Consider the following 19,208-nt stretch of genomic DNA (forward strand, 5'->3'; position numbering starts at 1 on the left):
TTATTATATATGGCGGCAAACGGCAAAAAGACAAAACTGAAGGAACCGGTGAAGGTGCGCACCAAGAAACTTGCGGACGGTTCCGAGTCATACTATCTTGACATCTATGTGGACGGCAAGAGGCAGTACGAGTTCCTTAAGCTCTACCGCCTTCCCGAAATCAATGCCCGTGTCAAGGAACAGAACAGGGCCACACTGGCGGCTGTGGAGACCATCAAGTCAAAACGGATAATCGAACTGACCAACAACAAGGCCGGACTGAAGAACACATCAGGCAGGTCAAAGATGCTGCTGTCGGACTGGATGCGGACATTCTATGAGGAACAAAAACGCAGAGGTGTGAGAGGCGTGAAACTGTTGGGTACGGTGTCTAACCTTGTTTCTACTTATATAGGAAAGAACAAGGTGCGCATGGGTGACATCGACAAGAACTTCTGTGTTGCCTTCATCCGCTGGCTCCAGTCCGAATACAAGACCACGTGGGGCAATCCGCTGAGTCCGAAAAGCATGTCGGATTATGTCGGCTACTTCAGCACGGCATTGAACGCGGCGGTCAGGGCTGACATCATTCCCGAAAACCCGTTCATGTCGCTTACCCCGACCGAGCGCATCAAGGTGCCGGAGAGCAAGCGTGAGTTCCTTACCGTGGACGAGATAAAGACCCTTATAGCGACGGAATGTCCGAGGGAGGATGTGAAACGTGCTTATCTTTTCGCCTGCTATTGTGGTCTGAGGCTCAGTGACATTTACGCACTCCGCTGGCGTGACTTGTCCAAAGATGGGGAACAGTGGCGCGCGTCTGTCGTGATGCAGAAAACCACGACCCCGATATTCCTTCCCCTTTCCTCGCAGGCGATGAAATGGATTCCTGAACGTGGCGATGCCCCGGATGACGGCAAGGTGTTTGACGGGCTGATTGCCGAACCCAACATAAACAAGGTGCTGGCAAAGTGGGTGAAAGCGGCCGGTATCACCAAGAAAATCACCTACCACACGTCGAGGCACAGCTTCGCAACGATGATGCTGACATTGGGCGCAGACCTTTATACCACGAGCAAGCTGCTCGGCCACTCCAACGTGAAAACGACCCAGATATACGCTAAAATCGTTGACAGCAAGAAGGTTGAAGCTGTCAATCTGGTCGATGGCGTATTTGACTGATATACTGAGTTTCTACCTTATAATACAATTTGTTTAGTGATAAAGTAGCAACTCAGCATACAAATATATGCTGAGATATTACCTTATCTTATAAAATTTCACCGATAAGGTAAAAAGTCAGCATAAAACATTCTTTTTTACGATTAAAAATCAGTACCTTTGCAAAATCAATGGAAAAGTTATGCAAGATAGACTGATATCCCGAAACAGAGAGTGTGAAGAACTGCAGCGGTGCTTGGATTCCGACAGATCTGAGTTTGTAATCGTCAGCGGTCGCCGACGTATCGGCAAGACATATCTTATAGACAAGTTTTTTAACTACAAATATGACTTTACTTTTGTTGGTGAACATAAGACACCGGCAAAGATACAGTTACAGGATTTTATGAGAGCCATAGAACGGCATTCCAAAAAGAAACAGCCGAAAGTAGCCAATTGGTACGAGGCTTTCAATGCGCTCGCCGACTATCTCGAAAAACTTCCAAGCAAACGGAAAAAGGTTGTTTTCATAGATGAAATGCCGTGGATGGACACCCAACGTTCCAATTTTGTCAGTGCATTGGAGAATTTCTGGAACGGATGGGGGAACCGACGTACCGACATAGTGTTCATCGCGACCGGATCGGCAACATCTTGGATGGCTGACAAGATAGGAGGCAATCAGGGCGGATTGCACGCCCGTATCACATGCAACCTGCATCTTTCTCCATTCACCTTGCATGAAACAGAAGAGTATCTGAGGCAAAGAAACTGCCAATGGGACAGATACCAAATACTCCAATGTTATATGATATTTGGCGGAACACCTTTTTATCTGAGCCTACTGAATGTTTCGGACAGTCTTGCACAGAATATAGACCGCCTGATATTCGCGGAAGGCGCACAGCTCCGGGGTGAGTTCGATGAACTCTATACAGCGTTGTTTGCCAAGGCCGACACTTATATTTCAGTCGTTAGACTGTTGTCGGAAAACAAATTAGGTCTGACACGTGAGGACATTCTCCGTATGACCGGCATTGAAGGTGCTTTTCTGAGCAAAATATTGAGAAATCTTGAACGCTGCGATTTTATCACACGGCTGTCCCATTACGGGAACAAAACACGAGACAGTCTGTTCAGACTTACCGACTTTTTTACATTGTTCTATTATAAGTTCATTGAACCCAATAATACAAAAGACGGATTGTGGTGGAGCAATAACCTTGATTCACGAAGTGTGTCAGCATGGATGGGACTAAGTTTTGAGCTTGTTTGCCTGAATCATCATAGGCAAATTAAAACTGCATTGGGCATCGCCGGAGTTGGAACTGCCATTTCTACATGGCGAAGCAAGGCTGACAAAGGCGATGGTATACCCGGCTTTCAGATAGACATGATTATTGAACGTGCAGACCGCATAATTCATTTGTGTGAAATGAAGTTTAGTACAGATCTATACGGTATTACAACAAGTTATGAGATGAAACTCCGTGAACGTATGGGTTTGTTCCGTATGGCGACAAAAAACAAGAAAACACTAGTAAACACATTTGTCACAACCTACGGCGTGGCCAATGCTAAAAACAAAAGTATAGTTCACAGCGAGGTGACAATGGATGACCTTTTCAATTCCTGATGATTATGATGATACAACAGATAACACAACGGCTGCAAGAGGTAAATAACTTGCTTGCCACTTGTAAGCAGGACAGCATCACCTTTGAACAGGCTTTGCTGCTATCCCTGTTCTACAAGGATTTCAATGAGACAAACCAAATAGTGACAGAGGCGGCTGCGATGTTCCATGACGATGCGGAACAGTTGAACGAGATTTCCTTTTCCCTTTTTTCGAAGGCAGAAAAATTCCTGTCATTAGATAATTTAGGATTGCAGTCCGTGGATTTTGAGGGCATCTTCAATGACCACTTAAAACCCTATGAGGCAAAGTATGAGGAAGCGAAAGATATTTCCACCGGACTGTGGCGCGAGTATTCGGCAATGAGCAACCGGCTGGATTTCCTGCCGCTCGACTCTGAGGATTACAAGTCGCTTGACCCTTTGTGCGATGCAAAGAAAGCGGAATACGACACAGCCCACGCGCGTGTGAACCTTTTATATAATGAGTTACAGCAGGAGCGTGACCGAACTTTCTGCGTGTATTGTTTCAAGCCGGTGTTCCTTTCCGTGCTGGTCGAGAGACTGAAAGGCATTTCGGGAAGCATCATCAGCGACATTAGACGGATGAAGGGGGACGCGCATGAGTGACGGCATCCTGTTCAAAGACACATCCGCATGGATGGACACCGTTGACCTTGCCTTGTGCCTGTTCATCTACGAGGTCTGCAACGACTGCCAGTTCGGACATCTTTCCGGCTCCGACTTCGTGAACTTCATGAACCTGAAGCCGACGGTGCAGCCTGTCACCGTGCGTCCGAAAGAGAACCTGCGCATCTGCTACATGGTGTTGTCCGTATCGCAGACCGTCAAGCCGCGTGAGCGTGGAAAACAGTGGGCGGAAGATTTCCTGCAACGTTGCGGAATATCCAAGTCATATTACGACAAGCACCGCAACGATGTGTGCGCGCAAGGCGCGACAAGAGAGAACCGGGAATACCGCAAATCCATCGACAATGCCATCGAAAAAGCCCGGCAACTGAACCGTACCCCATAACAGCCCGCCGGTTCCCCATCTGACATAACACAAGAAGATTACGGCAATGCGCCATACCGCTGAATACCAGTAGTATGGCGCATTGCTGTCTTATGCACTTTCCCCATTCGGGCCACATTGCGCCACTTCAAGTCCAAAGTAACTTTGCAAGCGAAACATAAGGCATAAAACAGCAGAAACGCAAGGTGTTATGCTGAATGGCAACAGGAATAAAAACAAATTGAAAGCGATATGGAAACAGAAAGAAACCTACTCACCACCACCGAGGCTGCAAAGTACCTCGGACTCAAGCCGAGCTATCTCTACAAACTGATGATGCGCCGTGCAATCCCTTATTACAAGCCCAACGGCAAACTGTGTTTCTTCTCGAAGGCAGACCTTGACACATGGCTGACAAACATCCGTGTCAAGTCACAGGCGGAAATTGACAGCGATGCCGCGCAGTATCTTGTAAACCGCTGTACGGACAAGTAACGAACATTCAAATGAAATTCAAACATCAATCAAGCAGTATTCAAAAACCATTTAAACCATTTCAGTATGAACAATGAAAACAATGTGTCGCAGGTGAACAGCAATGTTTCCGCGCAAAAGGACAACAGCGGAAAAAACAATGGCAGACAGCCCCGCGCAAGAGGCGAACTCAAGGCGGAGTTCGCCCATGTACTTGCATTCCTCAACTCTTGTACACTTTATCAGGCGGACGCCGTACGTGTCATGGTAAGCCATGCCACGGGCAACGGCAAGTATGAGGACATCGATCCGGCTGACAGGCTGGCAGTAAACCGGTTCCTGAACCACGGCATGAACAAGACCAACACCCTGACGGCAGACGCTGTGATGTCGTTCCGTGTCGGACGGTCGGAAGTCCTCCTTAATACCGTCACGCAATTCTGCAACCAGGCACAGGCACTCAAGGCGACCGTTGCGCTGATGCGTATCACCACCGATGCCGAAGCTGTGAAGACAGCCTTCGACAGACTTCCCGACGACAACAAGTAATCCGGGTAAGGTGCGACCTACAGGCGGCTGTCATACCTCTTATAATATAGGCGAAACAGCCTAAAACAGCGATGGGATAATGCCAAAGGCAGGGCAGAAAAGGAAGAAAAAGGAGGGAAGGAAGATGAGTGGTGTTTCAAGATATGCCGCTGCATTACATTTCCTGACGGTCATTCCACGCACGGCTCTCTTGCCGTTGTCCCGCAGTCCAACGGAGAACGCCGCTCGCAGGCTCGCACCGGTACCTTTTGTAGAATCATCAATTACCGCTTATGAAAACTGAACAGAAATTACCCGGCAACACGGAACCGGTTGAAACCAAAGACAGAATAACCGATGCCGCCGTGAATGCAGAAGACACGGAAAACAAAAAGAAGAAAGTCAAGGAGAAACGTGATTCGACAATCTCGTTCCGTGTCAGCAAGTCGCAACGGGAGAAAATCACAAGCATTGCCAATGAGTGCGGCATGAGCCTCAGTGACTATGTGCTTTCCCGCGCATACGGATACGAGCCGAAAGTACGGCTGACACCGGAACAGGAGGCAGTCCGCGAGCAGCTTGTCATCGCACGCAGCGACTATGCGAAATACACCTCGATGCTTAACGCAATGTCACAGGACGAGCGCAGGGCGATGTTCCGTAACCAGCCGTGGATGATAGGCGCGCTACGGCTTCTCGGCAAGACCGCTGACATGATTACGAGGCTCATCAAGAAACATTTCGCCCCGAACCGCATACCGGCGGTGAAAAACATGACGGTACAACAAGAAACAGTAGCAGAAACAGACAAGGAGGAGGCACCGACATGATAGGCAAGGCAAAATCCATAAACCACGGAATAAATGATATCCGATACATATCCGGTGAGTCGAGAAACAAGAAACACCCGGAACTGATATATCATGTCAAGGACAACCTGCTTCCGTGCGGACTTGACGCGCAAGGCGTATGGGACATGATGAAAGCCCACGCGCCGATGAAGAATAATGTTATCCGCATTGAAATCAGTCCGGCGAAAGAACATACAAAGGACTTCACCATGCAGGACTGGCAGCAGTTGTGGGATGATTTTGTCCGGGAGTATGACAAAATAGAGATGGCGGATGAAGACGGCAAAGTGTATTCCCACAAGACAAACCTCGCGGACAGCATCTACACGGTGTGGCTGCATCTTGAATCCGACAGCCGGATTCCCCACCTCCATGCCGCCGTGTGCCGAAAGGACAGGAACGGCAGGACGAACAACGACCACAAGATACATATCCGCGCGCATGATGCGGCGCAGGCTGTTGCCGTCCAGCGTGGATGGATAACCGCGAAGGAAATCCACAAGGCAAACGCCGTCAAGGTTGCCGAAGACCTTATGGACATTCTGAAGGCAATGCCGTCATGGTCTTGGGATGATTATGTAGCAAGGGTGCGGGCAAATGGGTACACACTTGTGGAACGGCCGGACGACAAAGGCGGCATAAAGGGTTATGTGGTCGGAAAGGGCAAAGCCAAATTCAAGGCATCCGAACTTGGCAAGGGGCGCAAACTCATGGCATCGAAGATTGAACAGACCTGGCAGAAACTTCACGACCAGTCCGAAACAAAGACTGTGCAGCCTGTCGGTAAAATCGTGCCAAAGACGGATGTACCTGTTGTTCCAGTCGCCGCAAAGCCTGTTGCAAAGCCACTGCAACTTTCCAGCGAACCTGTCGCAGACTATTCGTCATGGCATGAGAACACTTCCCGATACGAGCTGCCGCACGACGGCAAGACCTCCCTGTTCTATATTCCCGATGATGTCATGCAGGTGTTCAACGATGAGTTCGACTATCGCGAGACGGCGAACTGGAAAGAACTCACCGATATGGCGGTAGCCTTGTTCGTGGGATTGACGGCAGTTGGCTCCGTTTCAACGGGAGGCGGTGGAGGCGGTTCACACAATGATGACAACTGGCGTGACAAAAAAGACGAGGACGAGATTGAACGCGCCCGCAGATGCGCCCGTGCAGCGGCGGCACATTTTGGCAAGGAAACGAAATCAGGACGCAGAAGATAAAGAATACACCTATGGCAAACAGGAAATACGATTACAGCAAGGATGTGCAGCCCACAGAAGCCACATCCGAAATGGCAAAGACTTCTGAAATAGAAGAGGTAACAGCAGTAACAGCGGAAGAAGCACGTCGGCAAAGACTTGAACAACGGAATGATGCGCTTGCCAACGAGTTCCGCAGGCTCAAGCCGGAGATTGCGGATGCGCATAAAAAGTTGGAAAGCCTCATTGAAGGAATCGGTGCATACGCAGGAACAATGCAAAATCTCCACGACCTGCTTAAAACATCATTTCCGATAAGATTTGCAGAAAACGACAGACAGGCATTACTTGAAGAAATCAATACCATTGTTGACAATGCCATATCTCGGATTCGCATAGAAAGCAAAAAGGCAGACAAGGATATCCGTCGCAATGAGAATCGCATATCCATGACACAGACAACATTCTGGTGCATGATTGCATTGCTGCTAATACTTGCCACGTTTTTTGCCCTCGTCATATTCGCCAATGTGAAACTGATTCATTCCGATGTGCTGACACAAATTTCAGTTGTATATTCCGGGCTGACAGCCTTGACAATCATCATTGCAGCATATATCTACAGGAAGAAGTAATCTATGCCGCGCAATGGTAAAGCATTCAAATTTTCAAAACCGATTATCTATCAGTCGCTAACTTTTTCCTGTTTTATTGTATGCGCAATTATGAATGCGAGTAATGCGATTGAATGGACGGCGTTTAGTAGCAGTGCGAAGAGCCACCAAGTCAGTCCGGCTCCATACCGACTGTGAAATGCCAGATTATAACTCAATATAGCATTATAGACAATCATCACAATCAGATTGCCAAAGGCGATTCTCTGTCTTATCCTATGGCACAGCCAAGCCGATAACAGCGACAGCGCATAAGCTCCACCAAGCAATGTCGTATCTCCTCGCCAACCCTCGGACATACAACGATAGACCATGAGAAGCAGCATCACTCCCCATGCTGTCCAAAATAAAGCCAATTTATGTGTCATAGTCGTTTTGAGATAAGTGAGTAAATTTTTGTTATGACAATGTATGGGATGATTGAGATTAATGAATACATTATCAAAAATAATATCAGGTAATCTAAATGTGTTGTGGATTTATTTAAATTGGGTAAAAGAAAACAAATTGCAACAGATAGGCTGTTGGCTATCCAAACCGACAAAGAAAGTCTGAAATTACTTTTTCTAAACCACTTAAATGCAACGAATCCGCTCAACAAACCACATAATAGGAATATGACCGTGTAGTATGTATCCCATTCCATATACAACATACTATAACCCACTCCTACTGAAACAAAAGCCACAAATGCCTCAAATATCCAAAATCGTTTATCGGTCAGTATCATCGCTTATTTTCTGTTCAGTAATCAAGTTCAGTTCCCTTGTTATAATCTTCCAAATACTCCGAGTATCTGTCATCACTTGGGAGTACTATTGTGAAATTTTCATATAGTTCACCGTAACCTTCGGGAAGAATCTCAAATACAATCAATCTCTCATCCGACAATTTAACAATGTAATTAGCAAGTCCTGTTGTTGCGCGAATATTAATAATAGTGCCTGTATTTATTTCGCTATTGTCGTATTTATCATGCTTTGCATCATCAATGACAACTTGATAAAAAAGACTATTTTTATAACAGATTGCTGTTTTGTCGTTTCTGACAAAATAGGCTTCCATACGTTCAATGCCATTATTTTCAGTAAATACTCCAAGGCGGCAGTAAGTTTTCTCAAAAGTGAAGGGCAATGTAATTTTTCCGACTGAAATAATTTTGATAGGCGAAGGGTTAGTCTTGTTCGTTCCTTTCCGCCATAGACAAATGAACAGGGCAAGTGCGATGATATAATTGAGAAGAAGAGCTATTGATAGAGAATTTGTCCTCTGATACAATCTCTCAATCTCATCCGGCCAATAAAGGTCTAATGCTATATATTTCAAATCCACATAGGTATTGGCACATAAGAGCAATTCGCAAATGCCAATCGCTCCAAAGGTTATAACACCTAATATTTTATGCCACTTTTTCATAATCGTAACGCTAAAAACTAAAATGGATATATTAAAGTGTCTTGTTCCCACTGTTCAAGTGTCGCTTTTGCGGTAAGGGAATGTATATCCTCTCTTTGTGAAATCTCTTTGAGAACTGGAACCGCGATTTTGGGAGATTTCGGCAGCAAACCATATGCGGCAAACATTCTTACACCTACATTAGAATCAGACAACAATGCTTCCAATTCATTCATTTTTCCTAATTCCTTGAGATATTTAAGAATCTGAATAATCCGGTCAAAGGCATTGTTGCCTTTTTTATAATCGCCACTCTCCGTTGATGCAACTTGAGCAGCCGCAGCCATACGAAAGGCGGTCAATGCTTTGCTGATGTTGTCAGTCAGTTTCATTATTCAATGTGCAAGAGATTAAATCAGTTGGTTCGATCGACAAACCGGTATAATTGGACTTGATTAACTCATCCGCTAATCGTTCAGATATAACGATTGTACTGTCGAATGGAAACGGAAAGAACAAATCCCAAATTATGCTTCTATCTCTTAATGTGAGCGAATCAAATGTTACGCCAAAAGCCCCAGTCTTATCCTGTGATTTTAATTGCTGATATTGGCTGAAAGACTCCAGAGCAATAGAATCTTGTGGAATAGTCCACTCTGTCCTGATGAATGATGATTTTTTGTAGTCTATTAAATCCACGAAAGGAAGTCCGTATAGATGTAACCACAAGTATTCCCTAATATCTTTATTGGCGTCAATTAAAGCTGGAAAAACCTGATACGGCATGACATTGAAAAGCCTGATACAGTCATATAATTCAGGAGATATAAGCATATCACACCCAGGTCCGGCTGTCGTGGAGATATAGTCTGACATAATAGCCCCCTTTTTTAATTTGAATTTCAAATCGGGATTACATAATAGTTTATTCCACGGACTTATTTGAGATGCCGTGAAAGGACAAAGACAATCTACTTGTGGGTATTTCTTGCCTATCCTCAGGTCATGTGACAGCTTATAATATTTCATTGATATAACATTCTTCATATTTATACTATTTGGCTATTAGAATCAGAATCACTGCGAAAACGAGGAATCCAAGAAAGCCGTTGGCGAGGTTGTTGTCGGCATGGTCTATGTTATTGAAATCTTCCGACCCATAGCGGATTTGCCTGTATGTCACTTTTTGTCCGCGACGGAACAACCACAACCACCATACCGAAGCCCGGCTCCGATATGAAGAATCGCCGAACCGAACCATGAACGGATAAATATTTCAGCAATCAATTCCATTAAAGTTTCCATTATTTCATCTCATTTTCGTTAATTATACATAACTACTTAATTCTTGCTTTAAGTCTAAAACAAGTTGTTCAATATTAGTATCCAATCTATTCTTCTCGATGACATCTTTTAGTCCTTCGATTTTTGAAATGATAGATGACACTAAGATACATTTTCTTTGGGCATCGGAATATTGAAAAAAATCACTTTCAATGATTATTGAAATCCCAATGGCCTTTTCCCGTTTGCGATAGTTCTCAATATCTCTGATATGCACTCGTTCATAATCACAGGGCAAAACGTAAAATTGGAAAAGAATCCGTTTTAGATCTTGTCCATAATCTGAATATTGGATATTCTTTAGATAACGGTCTAATCCCGCTTCGCCCCAAATATAGGAACGAAACATATCACCTTTTTTAATTGCTTCGTCTTTTATTTGTTCCGAGACATCTGCAACCAGCGATGGGTAGGAAACGAAGCATGCGAATATATTTGTATCAGTCTGCTGTCTCATCATTTTTGCGATTCCTTTCTTTTACTTACTTCGAGATTGTACCAGATTTGTTTCATCGCTTGCCTCCTTTCCTGTTGATAAGCCAAAGGATGCCGCCCCAAAACAGCACGTTTGCACTGACCAATAAGATATTGGTCAACGTGTCGGGCGAGTCGAAGCAGAATATAAGGCTGAACATGAATAAGAACACGACAACCGCCGAGGCTATGAATTTACCAATCTGATCCATTATTTGCTATTTCTATTTTCTAATCTTTTTATGAATGCTTTTACCACTTTAGGTGATAATTCGCCGATAGAATCTTGTGTAAATTTCAATCGTGGTACTATAAGATAGCCATCAGGAGTCTTTACAGCTATACAATCACCCTGATCTTCAATATCATAAGATGCAGAACCTCCGTAAGTTACTTGCTTTTCAAAGTAGCTTATTTCGACAAAATCGTCAGGGAAAACGAATGCTCCGCAAGATTGCGATATCAATAATGGCTGTAATTGATATAAGCTGTCTATTAGTGCTGTTATTTCCTTGGCATGATTATGGTATTTGGCTGAATCAATCGGCAAAACCCATGTAGCAGGCGATACCCCACGCTCCAGTCCATACATGAAGCCTTTCTGTGCGTCGACTTTAAAGCATTCAATTTTCACATTATCATAATCATTAATCCGGACGGATTTCGACATGGGGCGAATAAATAGGCCCTCTTTTTTCCCTAAACCATAGTGCGGGGCGGCCATCATTAAACCTCGTGTGTGATAGAGAACGTAATCTCCATCCTCTGCATCTATATAATGCCTTCCGACATAAAAGAGCAATGGCAGTGCAATGACAGCCGGAATGAGCGAGAACCAGAAATCTATTCTCAACCACCATTTCAGTAATCCCGGCTTTTCAAGTCCTCGGCTGGCTGGGAGAGCGAGCAATCCAAGAATATAGCCTCCAACCATCATCCAGTTGAGCAAATTCCATCGCCACATAACGCCACTATTTGTCACATTTATCATCACTACGATAATAGGCAGGAGCGCAATCTGTACCCACATCATCCACAGGACTATCTTATATCGGAGAGAATCGGACATAGCGGCTATTTCTTTTTATTTTTGAACTTGATAGTTTTCTTAGCGTTGCGTTGGGGATATTTGACCTTGATTGTCACCGGGTCGTCGTAACCCTCGGCTTCTATGCGGAATGTCGCTTCTTTAAGAGGCTTGCCGTCTTTGTCTTGAAGTGCCCAATCATAAATCCACTCTATTCTAATCGCAGTGTCATTATCATATTGATGATCGGATGATAGCGATTCATAATCTTCGCTACCATTTTCATCAGTAAAAACTTTATAAACATCTATTTCAGATGGATTAATCGCATTGCCCTTTTCATCGACAAAATATAAATCAAGCATCCCCCCAGGCTTAGCCGGTTCTTTGGCTACAACACCTTCTATTTCACCTATAAAATAATCTGCTTGCTCCAGCGTAACATTCATTGGAGTTTCAAGGTCATTCACATATATAGTACGTGGTTTGTATCCGATATATGAGAATTTTATCGAATCGCCCAAGCATGCCTCGATTTGAAAATTACCATCAATGTCAGTGCTAATTGATTTCTTAGTATTAATATTTTGGATGACAGTGCCTATCAAAACCTCGTGTTCTCCTTTAGACTCGCCCGGCTTTGTCCAGATTCCAGTAACACGACCCTTTATTAATGCTGCTCCAATCCGCGATTGAACTGAGACACTATCCGTTGAGAATTGTGTATCACATTGTATCTGAGCCTGCATAGATGACGGCATGAGCATGGTGAGGAATGTCGCCGAGATTCCGGCAAGGGCTATGGCTTTTCCGGCAAGGGAGCGGATGCGGAGCTGTTGCTCCAAATAGCGCACCTCTGCTTCACATTTGGGGCAAGTGCCGAGGCAGTCGCCCTTATAGCGGCATTCCGATGTCACGAACTCAATCCCGTTGGCATCTGCTATCTGTCGGCGTATCTCTTTCAGAATCTTGCAGGTCTGCTTTCCTCGTGCCATAGTCAATCTGTAGGTAATTTGAATGTTATAGGAAGAACCATGTATGTGTTGACTTTCTTGCCATTGAGTGTGCCTGGAGTGAAATCCGGAAATAGCCGGACTACACGCAACGCCTCACGGACGAGAGCTGAATCCTTGCCTCTTAAAATCTCCGGCTCGCAAACCCGTCCCAATGTATCTACATAGAATTTTACAACCACACGACCTTGAATCCCCTCTTTTAATTGTTCTTCGGGATATTTCAGATGTTGGTTTATAAAATGCAACATTTCAACATTTCCTCCGGGAAATTCCGGCATTCGCTCAACACAGCTATAAACACCCTTCTCATCCGGATCTGCAGGGGGATAGTCAGGTACTGCCCCTGGGATTGGAACACTGGCAATCTCGCCCTCTTTGATGACAGACAAATCCCGTGACACAGACATCGTATCTTCCGGCTGTTCACCTTCTTCATCGATGCTATCCATTGCCTCTGTTTGCTCAATGGGAGCCACCGGTTCACCTTGCAAAGTTTCGTTTGACAGATTCGATGATTTGCCGTTACATCCCGACATAAGCATTATGCCAGCCGAGATTCCTGCAAGGGCAACTGCTTTTCCGGCGAGTGAGCGGACACGAAGATGTTGCTCCAAATATCGTACTTCGGCTTCGCATTTGGGACACGTACCGAGACAGTCGCCTTTGTAGCGACATTCCGATGTAACTAACTCAATCTCGTTTGCCTCGGCAATCTGCCGGCGAATCTCTTTCAAGATTTTGCAAGTCTGTTTTCCTCGTACCATAGTCAATGTCTGCGTATTTGGTAGGTGAATAAATCGAAGTTGTTGAAACCGAGGGCCTCAAGTCTGGAACAGCTTGCCGTGCGGTCGGTTTCTGTGTTGAAATCAGGTATCAACGGTAAGCGGATTATGCAGTCCTTTTGTCTCCCCGAATCAGCTATCAGCCGGAGATTGTCAAGAACAAGGTCGTTTGATTGTCCGGTGTAGCTGTTGTATATCGCGGGGTTCATATCCTTGATGTCGATAATCAGGGTGTTTACCACCGGGAGCAGAGCCTCGACATTAGCAGACGGCACGTTGAGTGATGTCTCCAGATTGAGTTGCCATGAGGGACCACACAGTTCGCGGAACTCACGAATAAACTGCGGACGCAGACATGGCTCGCCGCCTCCGAAAGTCACGCCTCCGTTTGTGGCGATGAAATAAAGTTCGTCAATGCTCGTTTCGGCATACAATTCCTCCGACGAATACTCGCGGAAATGTCCAGCATCGCCCAGCGACTGCGGGTTCAGGCAATATCGACAATTGAGAGGACAGCCATGAAAGGCAACAAGCGTAGTAACACCATCGCCATCAGTTGAGAGGCGATGCCGTGATATTCCGATTATTTTTACCCGTTGTTTCATGTAACCAATTACCTTAAGTTACACAAAATTACGCATTTTACTTGAAAGAATTGCGATTTTGGTACGGAAATAATTTAAGAACTAACGATTTGATGATTTAGATTATGGGTAAGACTATAAAACAGTCCATTGTGAACGCAAGCACCCGTTTATAAATACATCATGGAATTATTCCAAATTCCATTTTTTATCCCTACTTTTGTAAGTGAAAAGCACACTATTCTTCTATACGTCACGCATACGCAGATAAAAATTATTTCTGTTACCTATTCGTTGCTTAACAACATACAAATCTGTTTATACAGCTATAAATCAATAATGTAATATTGCACATTGGTTAGTAGCCCACTATAACTACACGCTTCGCTTCCGTAGTTGTGGGCTCTCCCGAGTGGCCGGGCTTTGCCCCGTCCCACTTATGGCTCTGCCCTAAGAACCCGGTCGGAGGCTGTCAGCCCCCAACACCCCTGACCAAAGAGTGACCCTCTCTTTGGAATCTCCGCTCAGAGGTCTCGACCCCTGAGAACCCCGAGCAGGAAGTGACCCTCTCCCTGCACCCTCCGATTAAGGCTCCGCCCTAATAACCCTTTTCCCTATTGTAAATCTGTAAACATCATCATGCCTATGGCACAGAAGACATCAGTCAACATCAAGCCCTGCAACATTGGAAGCAGCGAGGCACACAACAGGCGGACAACAGAATACCTCGCCCGTATCGGCAAGGAAAAGTTCTATGTCCGCACTGACCTCATGGCGGCAAACGAGACATGGGTAGCACCTGAATTTGAGAACTCGACACTGACCGACCGATACAATCAGATAGCCGCGATGGTAAAGGATAAGACAGGTCGGGCGATGCAGACCAAAGACCGGGAGCGTGTGAACAAGAAGACGGGAAAGGTGACCGTCGTGCGCGGCAGCACTCCGCTCAAAGAGGGTGTCGTGGTAATCAAGGATGATACCACGTTGGAGCAGTTGCGGCATTTCTGCGAGGTGTGTAAGGAGCGATGGGGAATCTCAGCACTGCAAATCTTCATCCACCGTGACGAGGGGCATTACGGCATTCCCGGTGACAATGCCACATGGAAGCCCAATCTTCACGCCCATATAGTATGGGACTGGATGAACCACGACACAGGCAAATCCTGCAAACTGGACGAGAAAGCCATGAGCGAAATGCAGACGCTTTTGGCTGAATGCCTTGACATGGAAAGGGGCAGCTCAAAAGAGCAGACGGGAAAGGAACATCTGGAACGTGCGGATTTCATTCTTGCCAAGCAGCGGCAGGAAGCCGAACAGGTAAAGGCGGAAAAGGTAGCAGCCGAAGCCGAAAGGGATGCGGCACTCCGTGAAGCAGACATAGCCAAAATGGAACATGAGAAAATCCAAGTCGGGAACATGGAGAAGCAACGGCGCAGCATGGAACTTGACAGCGAGATTGCCGACAAGGAGGAACACGCACGGAAAGTTGATCGTGAGAACACGGACAGCATCAAATCCGGCATAGCCAATCTTTTCGGCAAAGGCAAATATGCAGCCATCGAGCAGGAGAACGCGAGACTGAAAGCTGAGAACGAGCATATCAAAGAATCTTTCCCCGATGCCGTCAGAAAAGAGGTGGAGAAGCGTACAAGTTCATTGGTCGAAGCGAAACGGACGGTCGAACTGGAACGTGACAGTGCTATGGCAATGGCTGACATTTTTGAATCCGAGAGAGACACGGCACTACGGCAACTTCGGGAGCAGAAGACCGGAGAGCAGCACCGCATCAGCATGGCGGTGAGCCGGGCAACGGCGGAGAAGGACAAGACAATAGAGCGGTTACAGAGTGCGCTGAAATCGAGCCAGGACATTCTGAATATTATTGCGAATATTCTCTACAAGGCAAGCGAGGTGTTCAGACGAGCCATTGATGCGATTATCCATTTCGCCACGGAACGGCACAAATCACTCTTTTCTCCCTCCGAAGCCGCCGACATCAAGAGCGTCATGCAGAGCTACGGCGAGACCACCGAGCAGAAGAAAGCAATAGGTGCATGGCTCTGTGACTATGCGGAACACCGACAGCCCTTTGATGAAATAAAACATCGCCACACACTCAATGAGATTGGCGATGTCGCGGAAGGTCGGTATGATTGGAAAATTGAGAGAGGGCGAGGACAGGCTTTATGATAATTCTAAATTCCTACGAACTCGTTTTATCAATGTCTTACAGATTAATCTATGAAACGGTTTTATTACAGCGAAATATAATTTCCCCAGCCAGTTATGCAGGCAGACCTTTGTACTGACCGATATGCGTTGATTGCCGTTTCCGAGATTTTCAGTTATCAGCATAACCTCGTAATCAAGATGTTTGTCGATTTTATTTAGTGAGGCCACATTTTCGGATTCGATTTTGATTAAATCCGATAATTTCTTCTCTCCCTTAAGACCAAAGGGTTTTACCATTGTATTACGGCACTTCATTAAGGTAATAATCCACTGCGGTGCGCGGAAGAATCTGTCAGCCAATTCTTCTGCACCTATCGGTCGTGTGCTATGGACTATCTCACTGAAATTATCAGTATAATAATGCTTGTTTAGCCACATGATGCGTAAAATTCTTTATTATCATGGATTCGACACTACATAGCGAATCACGACTGCATTTATGTTGGAATCTGGATATTTGCTCTGATAGTAAGCCGTGATGTCTTTATATAGCCATAGTATATATGTTTCTCGACTAATGGATTTGGTTGGAAACTGTCGGCTAATCATCACATCATATTGCATAATGGGTTCTTCCGGCACAGTCACAAAATCATATTGACCAAATGCAACTATCTGTTGTTCCGGCATGAGGAGTTTGTATGATTCAGGGAATTCCGTTGGATCCTTACTTTTCCTAATCACAATGCCATGCTCCTTTGTCTGCATATCAGAATCCAACAGAAACCATTTGTCGGCATTACACATATAACAGCATGAACCTCCAAACTTATATGCGACATCGGTTTTAAGGTCGTTCTCAATGTCCTCCTTTTTATCAGCGTCAATGGCATAGGCAAATTCCGGATTAATATACGAACAATGTTTTTCAAAATACCAATTCGGGATGAAATGAGGAGGCAAATTCTCAGAGTTCTTGTGTTCTTTCGATATAACTTCCAATAGCTCGTATTCAGTCCAAGCCGGGTCGCCCATGCGATAATCCAAGTAGCTCGTCTCACTGATACGTATTTGGTATTCATATCCTTCTTCGTATTCAAACTTGGCAATCTCGCCATGAGCCTCCCACTCGGTGGAGTTCTCGTCTTTTACAGCATATACATCAGCAAGTATATTATTGCCACTCGATGTTAAAACACCTGGGAGTTTCATAGAAGCTACCGTGATTGTGTATTCGCTATAATCAGTTACTTTTTTCCCTTCTTCATTATCGTCAGTGCAGGCACACATTAAGAGAGAGACGATTAAGATGAATTGAATCTTAAGAAAGTGTGATTTCATATGGGTATGGTATTTGTTATTCATAATTTCCTCCAAAATGATATACGAGCTGTTGGAATGGTTCATATTTTTTATCTCCGAACCATAGCTCTTTCGGAGACAGGTTGAACATTATGCTATGATGAAAGTAATCGGCACTGCCGCCAAAAATTTGATCAAAAACGATTCTAACTGTTTCGGGAGCACCATATCCGCCAATACAAATTACATCCTTGGGGAGCAACACAAAATGATACATTTGCTCGTCCATTTGATAAAATTCATAAGCGGCTTTGACCTGAACTGTTCCGATGTCACGAAGTCGGGATGCAATCGTTTCATCTGTAATAGACTGTGCCATTAAAGACAAATCCATGTCGATTGTCAAGGAATCCTTTGAAACAGCTTTGCACGCATTACCTTCAGATATTGTTTCCCCATGATAGTAGGAAACACTCATTTCGCCATGATATGTGCCTTTCATTTCAAAAAGTGCTCTTTGAATTTCAGATGATGAAAACTTTGGCTCATCCTTATTGCAACTTGAAAAGAACATCAAGGCAATGAACAGAATAATTGTAGTTATTTGCTTCATACTTTTTCCTTTCTCGTATGGCTCAATAGAGAGATTAATTTATAATGCAGAAACGTGAGCCAACTATGCCACGTCTAAGAAACTGTTTAAATTTGATTCAATAAAATTTTTATGGCAGCCAAATCAATCATTTCTTCAGCGACCTCTGTTGATTCTTCATAATTGCGTGAAAGGCGACGGAACCAATCAAGCCATGAGAAAGTTCTCTCGACTACCCATCTGAGAGGTTTCGGTATGAATCCCTTAGTCCCGTTTGGAGTATTGGAAACCTCAAGGCTGATTGCAAAATCTTTTTCAATATCTTTAGCAATCTCCCCACGGTAACCAAGAACCTTTTCAAGCCGTTCCCACTCTCTGTCTGCTGCATTACACAATGGGTGAGCCTGATGGGAATCATGAACCGATGCACTGCATACTGTCCGGGCAAGAATAAAGCCATTGCGGTCAACCACGATGTTACGTTTGATGCCCTTGACCTTCTTGTTTGCGTCAAATCCATTGTCACTCTTACGGTTGCCCCATTTAACGCTCTGGGCATCCAATGCTCCCACAGAGGGACTTTCTGATTGATTTCGTTTCTTCCTCACCTTTCGTACAAGTTTGTTGAGCAAATGTTCGATTCTACCTTCTTTGGACCACTTTCGGAAGTAATAGTACACCAATTGCCACTTGGGATAATCGTGTGGAAGCATCCTCCACTGACATCCTGTGACCAGTAGGTATAATACCGCTTCGAATAGGCTCCGTAGTGAATTTTTACGTTTGCGACAATCATTTTCGAAGAATACTTCGTTTATATAACACTTTGGCTGAGGGTTTGTTATGCCCTATAACATTTTTTCAATTCTAATTTTAAACAGTTTCTAAGTGAAGGTCGTAGGAAACCATTAGTGCAGATGTAACAATAGCAGCCCACGCTATATGCGTGAGAACCACTATGCTATCTCTTGCACCGAATGAAAAGTTCCTACGTTTTCACTTAC

24 protein-coding genes are annotated in these 19,208 nt (G+C 44.9%); 10 read left to right on the forward strand and 14 right to left on the reverse strand.

Annotation, left to right across the window (positions count from 1 at the left end; all coding sequences use genetic code 11):
* Positions 1-9 precede the first annotated feature (9 nt).
* From EZ315_RS14685 to EZ315_RS14725, 9 genes are all read left to right on the forward strand, one after another.
* Positions 10-1,161 carry a site-specific integrase gene (locus EZ315_RS14685; RefSeq protein WP_135472741.1) on the forward strand — a complete coding sequence of 384 codons (1,152 nt, stop codon included), beginning with the start codon at positions 10-12 and terminating at the stop codon, positions 1,159-1,161.
* Between the two features lie 181 nt (positions 1,162-1,342).
* Positions 1,343-2,776, forward strand: a complete 1,434-nt coding sequence (locus EZ315_RS14690; RefSeq protein ID WP_135472742.1) for an AAA family ATPase — start codon at positions 1,343-1,345, stop codon at positions 2,774-2,776.
* Between the two features lie 5 nt (positions 2,777-2,781).
* On the forward strand, positions 2,782-3,405 hold the full coding sequence (locus EZ315_RS14695) for a hypothetical protein (protein WP_135472743.1): 624 nt from the start codon (positions 2,782-2,784) through the stop codon (positions 3,403-3,405).
* A complete protein-coding gene (locus tag EZ315_RS14700; RefSeq protein ID WP_135472744.1) occupies positions 3,398-3,811 on the forward strand; it encodes a hypothetical protein in 414 nt (137 codons plus the stop codon). The genes EZ315_RS14695 and EZ315_RS14700 overlap by 8 nt, the downstream gene beginning before the upstream one ends.
* 231 nt (positions 3,812-4,042) lie before the next feature.
* Positions 4,043-4,285, forward strand: a complete 243-nt coding sequence (locus EZ315_RS14705; protein WP_135472745.1) for a helix-turn-helix domain-containing protein — start codon at positions 4,043-4,045, stop codon at positions 4,283-4,285.
* 66 nt (positions 4,286-4,351) lie between these two features.
* The gene (locus tag EZ315_RS14710; protein ID WP_135472746.1) at positions 4,352-4,813 is read left to right on the forward strand and encodes a hypothetical protein; all 462 of its coding nucleotides are present in this window, start codon (positions 4,352-4,354) and stop codon (positions 4,811-4,813) included.
* 272 nt (positions 4,814-5,085) lie between these two features.
* Positions 5,086-5,622: a plasmid mobilization protein gene (locus tag EZ315_RS14715; RefSeq protein ID WP_135472747.1), complete on the forward strand. Its 537-nt coding sequence runs from the start codon at positions 5,086-5,088 to the stop codon at positions 5,620-5,622.
* Positions 5,619-6,860 carry a relaxase gene (locus EZ315_RS14720; protein WP_135472748.1) on the forward strand — a complete coding sequence of 414 codons (1,242 nt, stop codon included), beginning with the start codon at positions 5,619-5,621 and terminating at the stop codon, positions 6,858-6,860. The genes EZ315_RS14715 and EZ315_RS14720 overlap by 4 nt, the downstream gene beginning before the upstream one ends.
* Positions 6,861-6,871: 11 nt before the next feature.
* Positions 6,872-7,474, forward strand: coding sequence for a hypothetical protein (locus tag EZ315_RS14725; protein WP_135472749.1), 603 nt, complete (start codon positions 6,872-6,874; stop codon positions 7,472-7,474).
* Between the two features lie 783 nt (positions 7,475-8,257).
* On the opposite strand, the gene EZ315_RS14730 is transcribed toward EZ315_RS14725, so the two are convergent.
* The 10 genes from EZ315_RS14730 to EZ315_RS14765 form a co-directional block, all read right to left on the reverse strand.
* The gene (locus EZ315_RS14730; protein WP_135472750.1) at positions 8,258-8,929 is read right to left on the reverse strand and encodes a hypothetical protein; all 672 of its coding nucleotides are present in this window, start codon (positions 8,927-8,929) and stop codon (positions 8,258-8,260) included.
* 17 nt (positions 8,930-8,946) lie between these two features.
* Positions 8,947-9,300: a hypothetical protein gene (locus EZ315_RS14735; RefSeq protein WP_135472751.1), complete on the reverse strand. Its 354-nt coding sequence runs from the start codon at positions 9,298-9,300 to the stop codon at positions 8,947-8,949.
* Positions 9,287-9,955, reverse strand: coding sequence for a hypothetical protein (locus tag EZ315_RS14740; RefSeq protein WP_135472752.1), 669 nt, complete (start codon positions 9,953-9,955; stop codon positions 9,287-9,289). The genes EZ315_RS14735 and EZ315_RS14740 overlap by 14 nt, the downstream gene beginning before the upstream one ends.
* 7 nt (positions 9,956-9,962) lie before the next feature.
* The gene (locus tag EZ315_RS16875; protein ID WP_262709693.1) at positions 9,963-10,091 is read right to left on the reverse strand and encodes a hypothetical protein; all 129 of its coding nucleotides are present in this window, start codon (positions 10,089-10,091) and stop codon (positions 9,963-9,965) included.
* A gap of 144 nt (positions 10,092-10,235) precedes the next feature.
* A complete protein-coding gene (locus tag EZ315_RS14745; protein ID WP_135472753.1) occupies positions 10,236-10,712 on the reverse strand; it encodes a hypothetical protein in 477 nt (158 codons plus the stop codon).
* Between the two features lie 49 nt (positions 10,713-10,761).
* Positions 10,762-10,938 (reverse strand): hypothetical protein, encoded by a 177-nt coding sequence (locus EZ315_RS16420; RefSeq protein ID WP_168184342.1) that lies wholly within the window; start codon positions 10,936-10,938, stop codon positions 10,762-10,764.
* Positions 10,938-11,759, reverse strand: coding sequence for a hypothetical protein (locus tag EZ315_RS14750; RefSeq protein WP_135472754.1), 822 nt, complete (start codon positions 11,757-11,759; stop codon positions 10,938-10,940). Before EZ315_RS14750 ends, EZ315_RS16420 begins: the two co-directional genes overlap by 1 nt.
* A 41-nt stretch (positions 11,760-11,800) precedes the next feature.
* Positions 11,801-12,748: a hypothetical protein gene (locus EZ315_RS16760; protein WP_238337159.1), complete on the reverse strand. Its 948-nt coding sequence runs from the start codon at positions 12,746-12,748 to the stop codon at positions 11,801-11,803.
* Positions 12,749-12,750: 2 nt separating this feature from the next.
* Complete coding sequence (locus EZ315_RS14760) at positions 12,751-13,533, reverse strand: energy transducer TonB (RefSeq protein WP_135472755.1); 783 nt, start codon at positions 13,531-13,533, stop codon at positions 12,751-12,753.
* Between the two features lie 2 nt (positions 13,534-13,535).
* Positions 13,536-14,156, reverse strand: coding sequence for a radical SAM protein (locus EZ315_RS14765; protein WP_135472756.1), 621 nt, complete (start codon positions 14,154-14,156; stop codon positions 13,536-13,538).
* Between the two features lie 624 nt (positions 14,157-14,780).
* On the opposite strand from EZ315_RS14765, the gene EZ315_RS14770 reads away from it, so the two are divergent.
* Positions 14,781-16,328, forward strand: a complete 1,548-nt coding sequence (locus EZ315_RS14770) for a mobilization protein (RefSeq protein WP_135472757.1) — start codon at positions 14,781-14,783, stop codon at positions 16,326-16,328.
* Here the strand turns inward: EZ315_RS14770 and EZ315_RS14775 are convergent.
* From EZ315_RS14775 to EZ315_RS14790, 4 genes are all read right to left on the reverse strand, one after another.
* Positions 16,323-16,748 carry a DUF2867 domain-containing protein gene (locus EZ315_RS14775; protein ID WP_135472758.1) on the reverse strand — a complete coding sequence of 142 codons (426 nt, stop codon included), beginning with the start codon at positions 16,746-16,748 and terminating at the stop codon, positions 16,323-16,325. The two genes, EZ315_RS14770 and EZ315_RS14775, sit on opposite strands and share 6 nt — an antisense overlap.
* A 21-nt stretch (positions 16,749-16,769) precedes the next feature.
* Positions 16,770-17,675, reverse strand: coding sequence for a DUF4377 domain-containing protein (locus EZ315_RS14780; RefSeq protein ID WP_242452618.1), 906 nt, complete (start codon positions 17,673-17,675; stop codon positions 16,770-16,772).
* Entirely contained in the window at positions 17,668-18,225 is a 558-nt protein-coding gene (locus tag EZ315_RS14785) for a DUF4840 domain-containing protein (protein WP_068960208.1), read from the reverse strand. The genes EZ315_RS14780 and EZ315_RS14785 overlap by 8 nt, the downstream gene beginning before the upstream one ends.
* 86 nt (positions 18,226-18,311) lie before the next feature.
* On the reverse strand, positions 18,312-19,049 hold the full coding sequence (locus EZ315_RS14790) for an IS5 family transposase (RefSeq protein WP_135472759.1): 738 nt from the start codon (positions 19,047-19,049) through the stop codon (positions 18,312-18,314).
* Positions 19,050-19,208 lie beyond the last annotated feature (159 nt).

This window comes from Duncaniella freteri (genome assembly GCF_004766125.1).
GTDB classification, from domain to species: domain Bacteria; phylum Bacteroidota; class Bacteroidia; order Bacteroidales; family Muribaculaceae; genus Duncaniella; species Duncaniella freteri.

What these genes read in the sequence shown, in the direction of transcription:
- EZ315_RS14685 (WP_135472741.1), top strand. Translation starts at nt 10, where the DNA reads ATGGCGGCAAACGGCAAAAAGACAAAACTGAAGGAACCGGTGAAGGTG.
- EZ315_RS14690 (WP_135472742.1), top strand. Translation starts at nt 1,343, where the DNA reads ATGCAAGATAGACTGATATCCCGAAACAGAGAGTGTGAAGAACTGCAG.
- EZ315_RS14695 (WP_135472743.1), top strand. Translation starts at nt 2,782, where the DNA reads ATGATGATACAACAGATAACACAACGGCTGCAAGAGGTAAATAACTTG.
- EZ315_RS14700 (WP_135472744.1), top strand. Translation starts at nt 3,398, where the DNA reads ATGAGTGACGGCATCCTGTTCAAAGACACATCCGCATGGATGGACACC.
- EZ315_RS14705 (WP_135472745.1), top strand. Translation starts at nt 4,043, where the DNA reads ATGGAAACAGAAAGAAACCTACTCACCACCACCGAGGCTGCAAAGTAC.
- EZ315_RS14710 (WP_135472746.1), top strand. Translation starts at nt 4,352, where the DNA reads ATGAACAATGAAAACAATGTGTCGCAGGTGAACAGCAATGTTTCCGCG.
- EZ315_RS14715 (WP_135472747.1), top strand. Translation starts at nt 5,086, where the DNA reads ATGAAAACTGAACAGAAATTACCCGGCAACACGGAACCGGTTGAAACC.
- EZ315_RS14720 (WP_135472748.1), top strand. Translation starts at nt 5,619, where the DNA reads ATGATAGGCAAGGCAAAATCCATAAACCACGGAATAAATGATATCCGA.
- EZ315_RS14725 (WP_135472749.1), top strand. Translation starts at nt 6,872, where the DNA reads ATGGCAAACAGGAAATACGATTACAGCAAGGATGTGCAGCCCACAGAA.
- EZ315_RS14730 (WP_135472750.1), bottom strand. Translation starts at nt 8,929, where the DNA reads ATGAAAAAGTGGCATAAAATATTAGGTGTTATAACCTTTGGAGCGATT.
- EZ315_RS14735 (WP_135472751.1), bottom strand. Translation starts at nt 9,300, where the DNA reads ATGAAACTGACTGACAACATCAGCAAAGCATTGACCGCCTTTCGTATG.
- EZ315_RS14740 (WP_135472752.1), bottom strand. Translation starts at nt 9,955, where the DNA reads ATGAAGAATGTTATATCAATGAAATATTATAAGCTGTCACATGACCTG.
- EZ315_RS14745 (WP_135472753.1), bottom strand. Translation starts at nt 10,712, where the DNA reads ATGATGAGACAGCAGACTGATACAAATATATTCGCATGCTTCGTTTCC.
- EZ315_RS16420 (WP_168184342.1), bottom strand. Translation starts at nt 10,938, where the DNA reads ATGGATCAGATTGGTAAATTCATAGCCTCGGCGGTTGTCGTGTTCTTA.
- EZ315_RS14750 (WP_135472754.1), bottom strand. Translation starts at nt 11,759, where the DNA reads ATGATGTGGGTACAGATTGCGCTCCTGCCTATTATCGTAGTGATGATA.
- EZ315_RS16760 (WP_238337159.1), bottom strand. Translation starts at nt 12,748, where the DNA reads ATGGCACGAGGAAAGCAGACCTGCAAGATTCTGAAAGAGATACGCCGA.
- EZ315_RS14760 (WP_135472755.1), bottom strand. Translation starts at nt 13,533, where the DNA reads ATGGTACGAGGAAAACAGACTTGCAAAATCTTGAAAGAGATTCGCCGG.
- EZ315_RS14765 (WP_135472756.1), bottom strand. Translation starts at nt 14,156, where the DNA reads ATGAAACAACGGGTAAAAATAATCGGAATATCACGGCATCGCCTCTCA.
- EZ315_RS14770 (WP_135472757.1), top strand. Translation starts at nt 14,781, where the DNA reads ATGGCACAGAAGACATCAGTCAACATCAAGCCCTGCAACATTGGAAGC.
- EZ315_RS14775 (WP_135472758.1), bottom strand. Translation starts at nt 16,748, where the DNA reads ATGTGGCTAAACAAGCATTATTATACTGATAATTTCAGTGAGATAGTC.
- EZ315_RS14780 (WP_242452618.1), bottom strand. Translation starts at nt 17,675, where the DNA reads ATGAATAACAAATACCATACCCATATGAAATCACACTTTCTTAAGATT.
- EZ315_RS14785 (WP_068960208.1), bottom strand. Translation starts at nt 18,225, where the DNA reads ATGAAGCAAATAACTACAATTATTCTGTTCATTGCCTTGATGTTCTTT.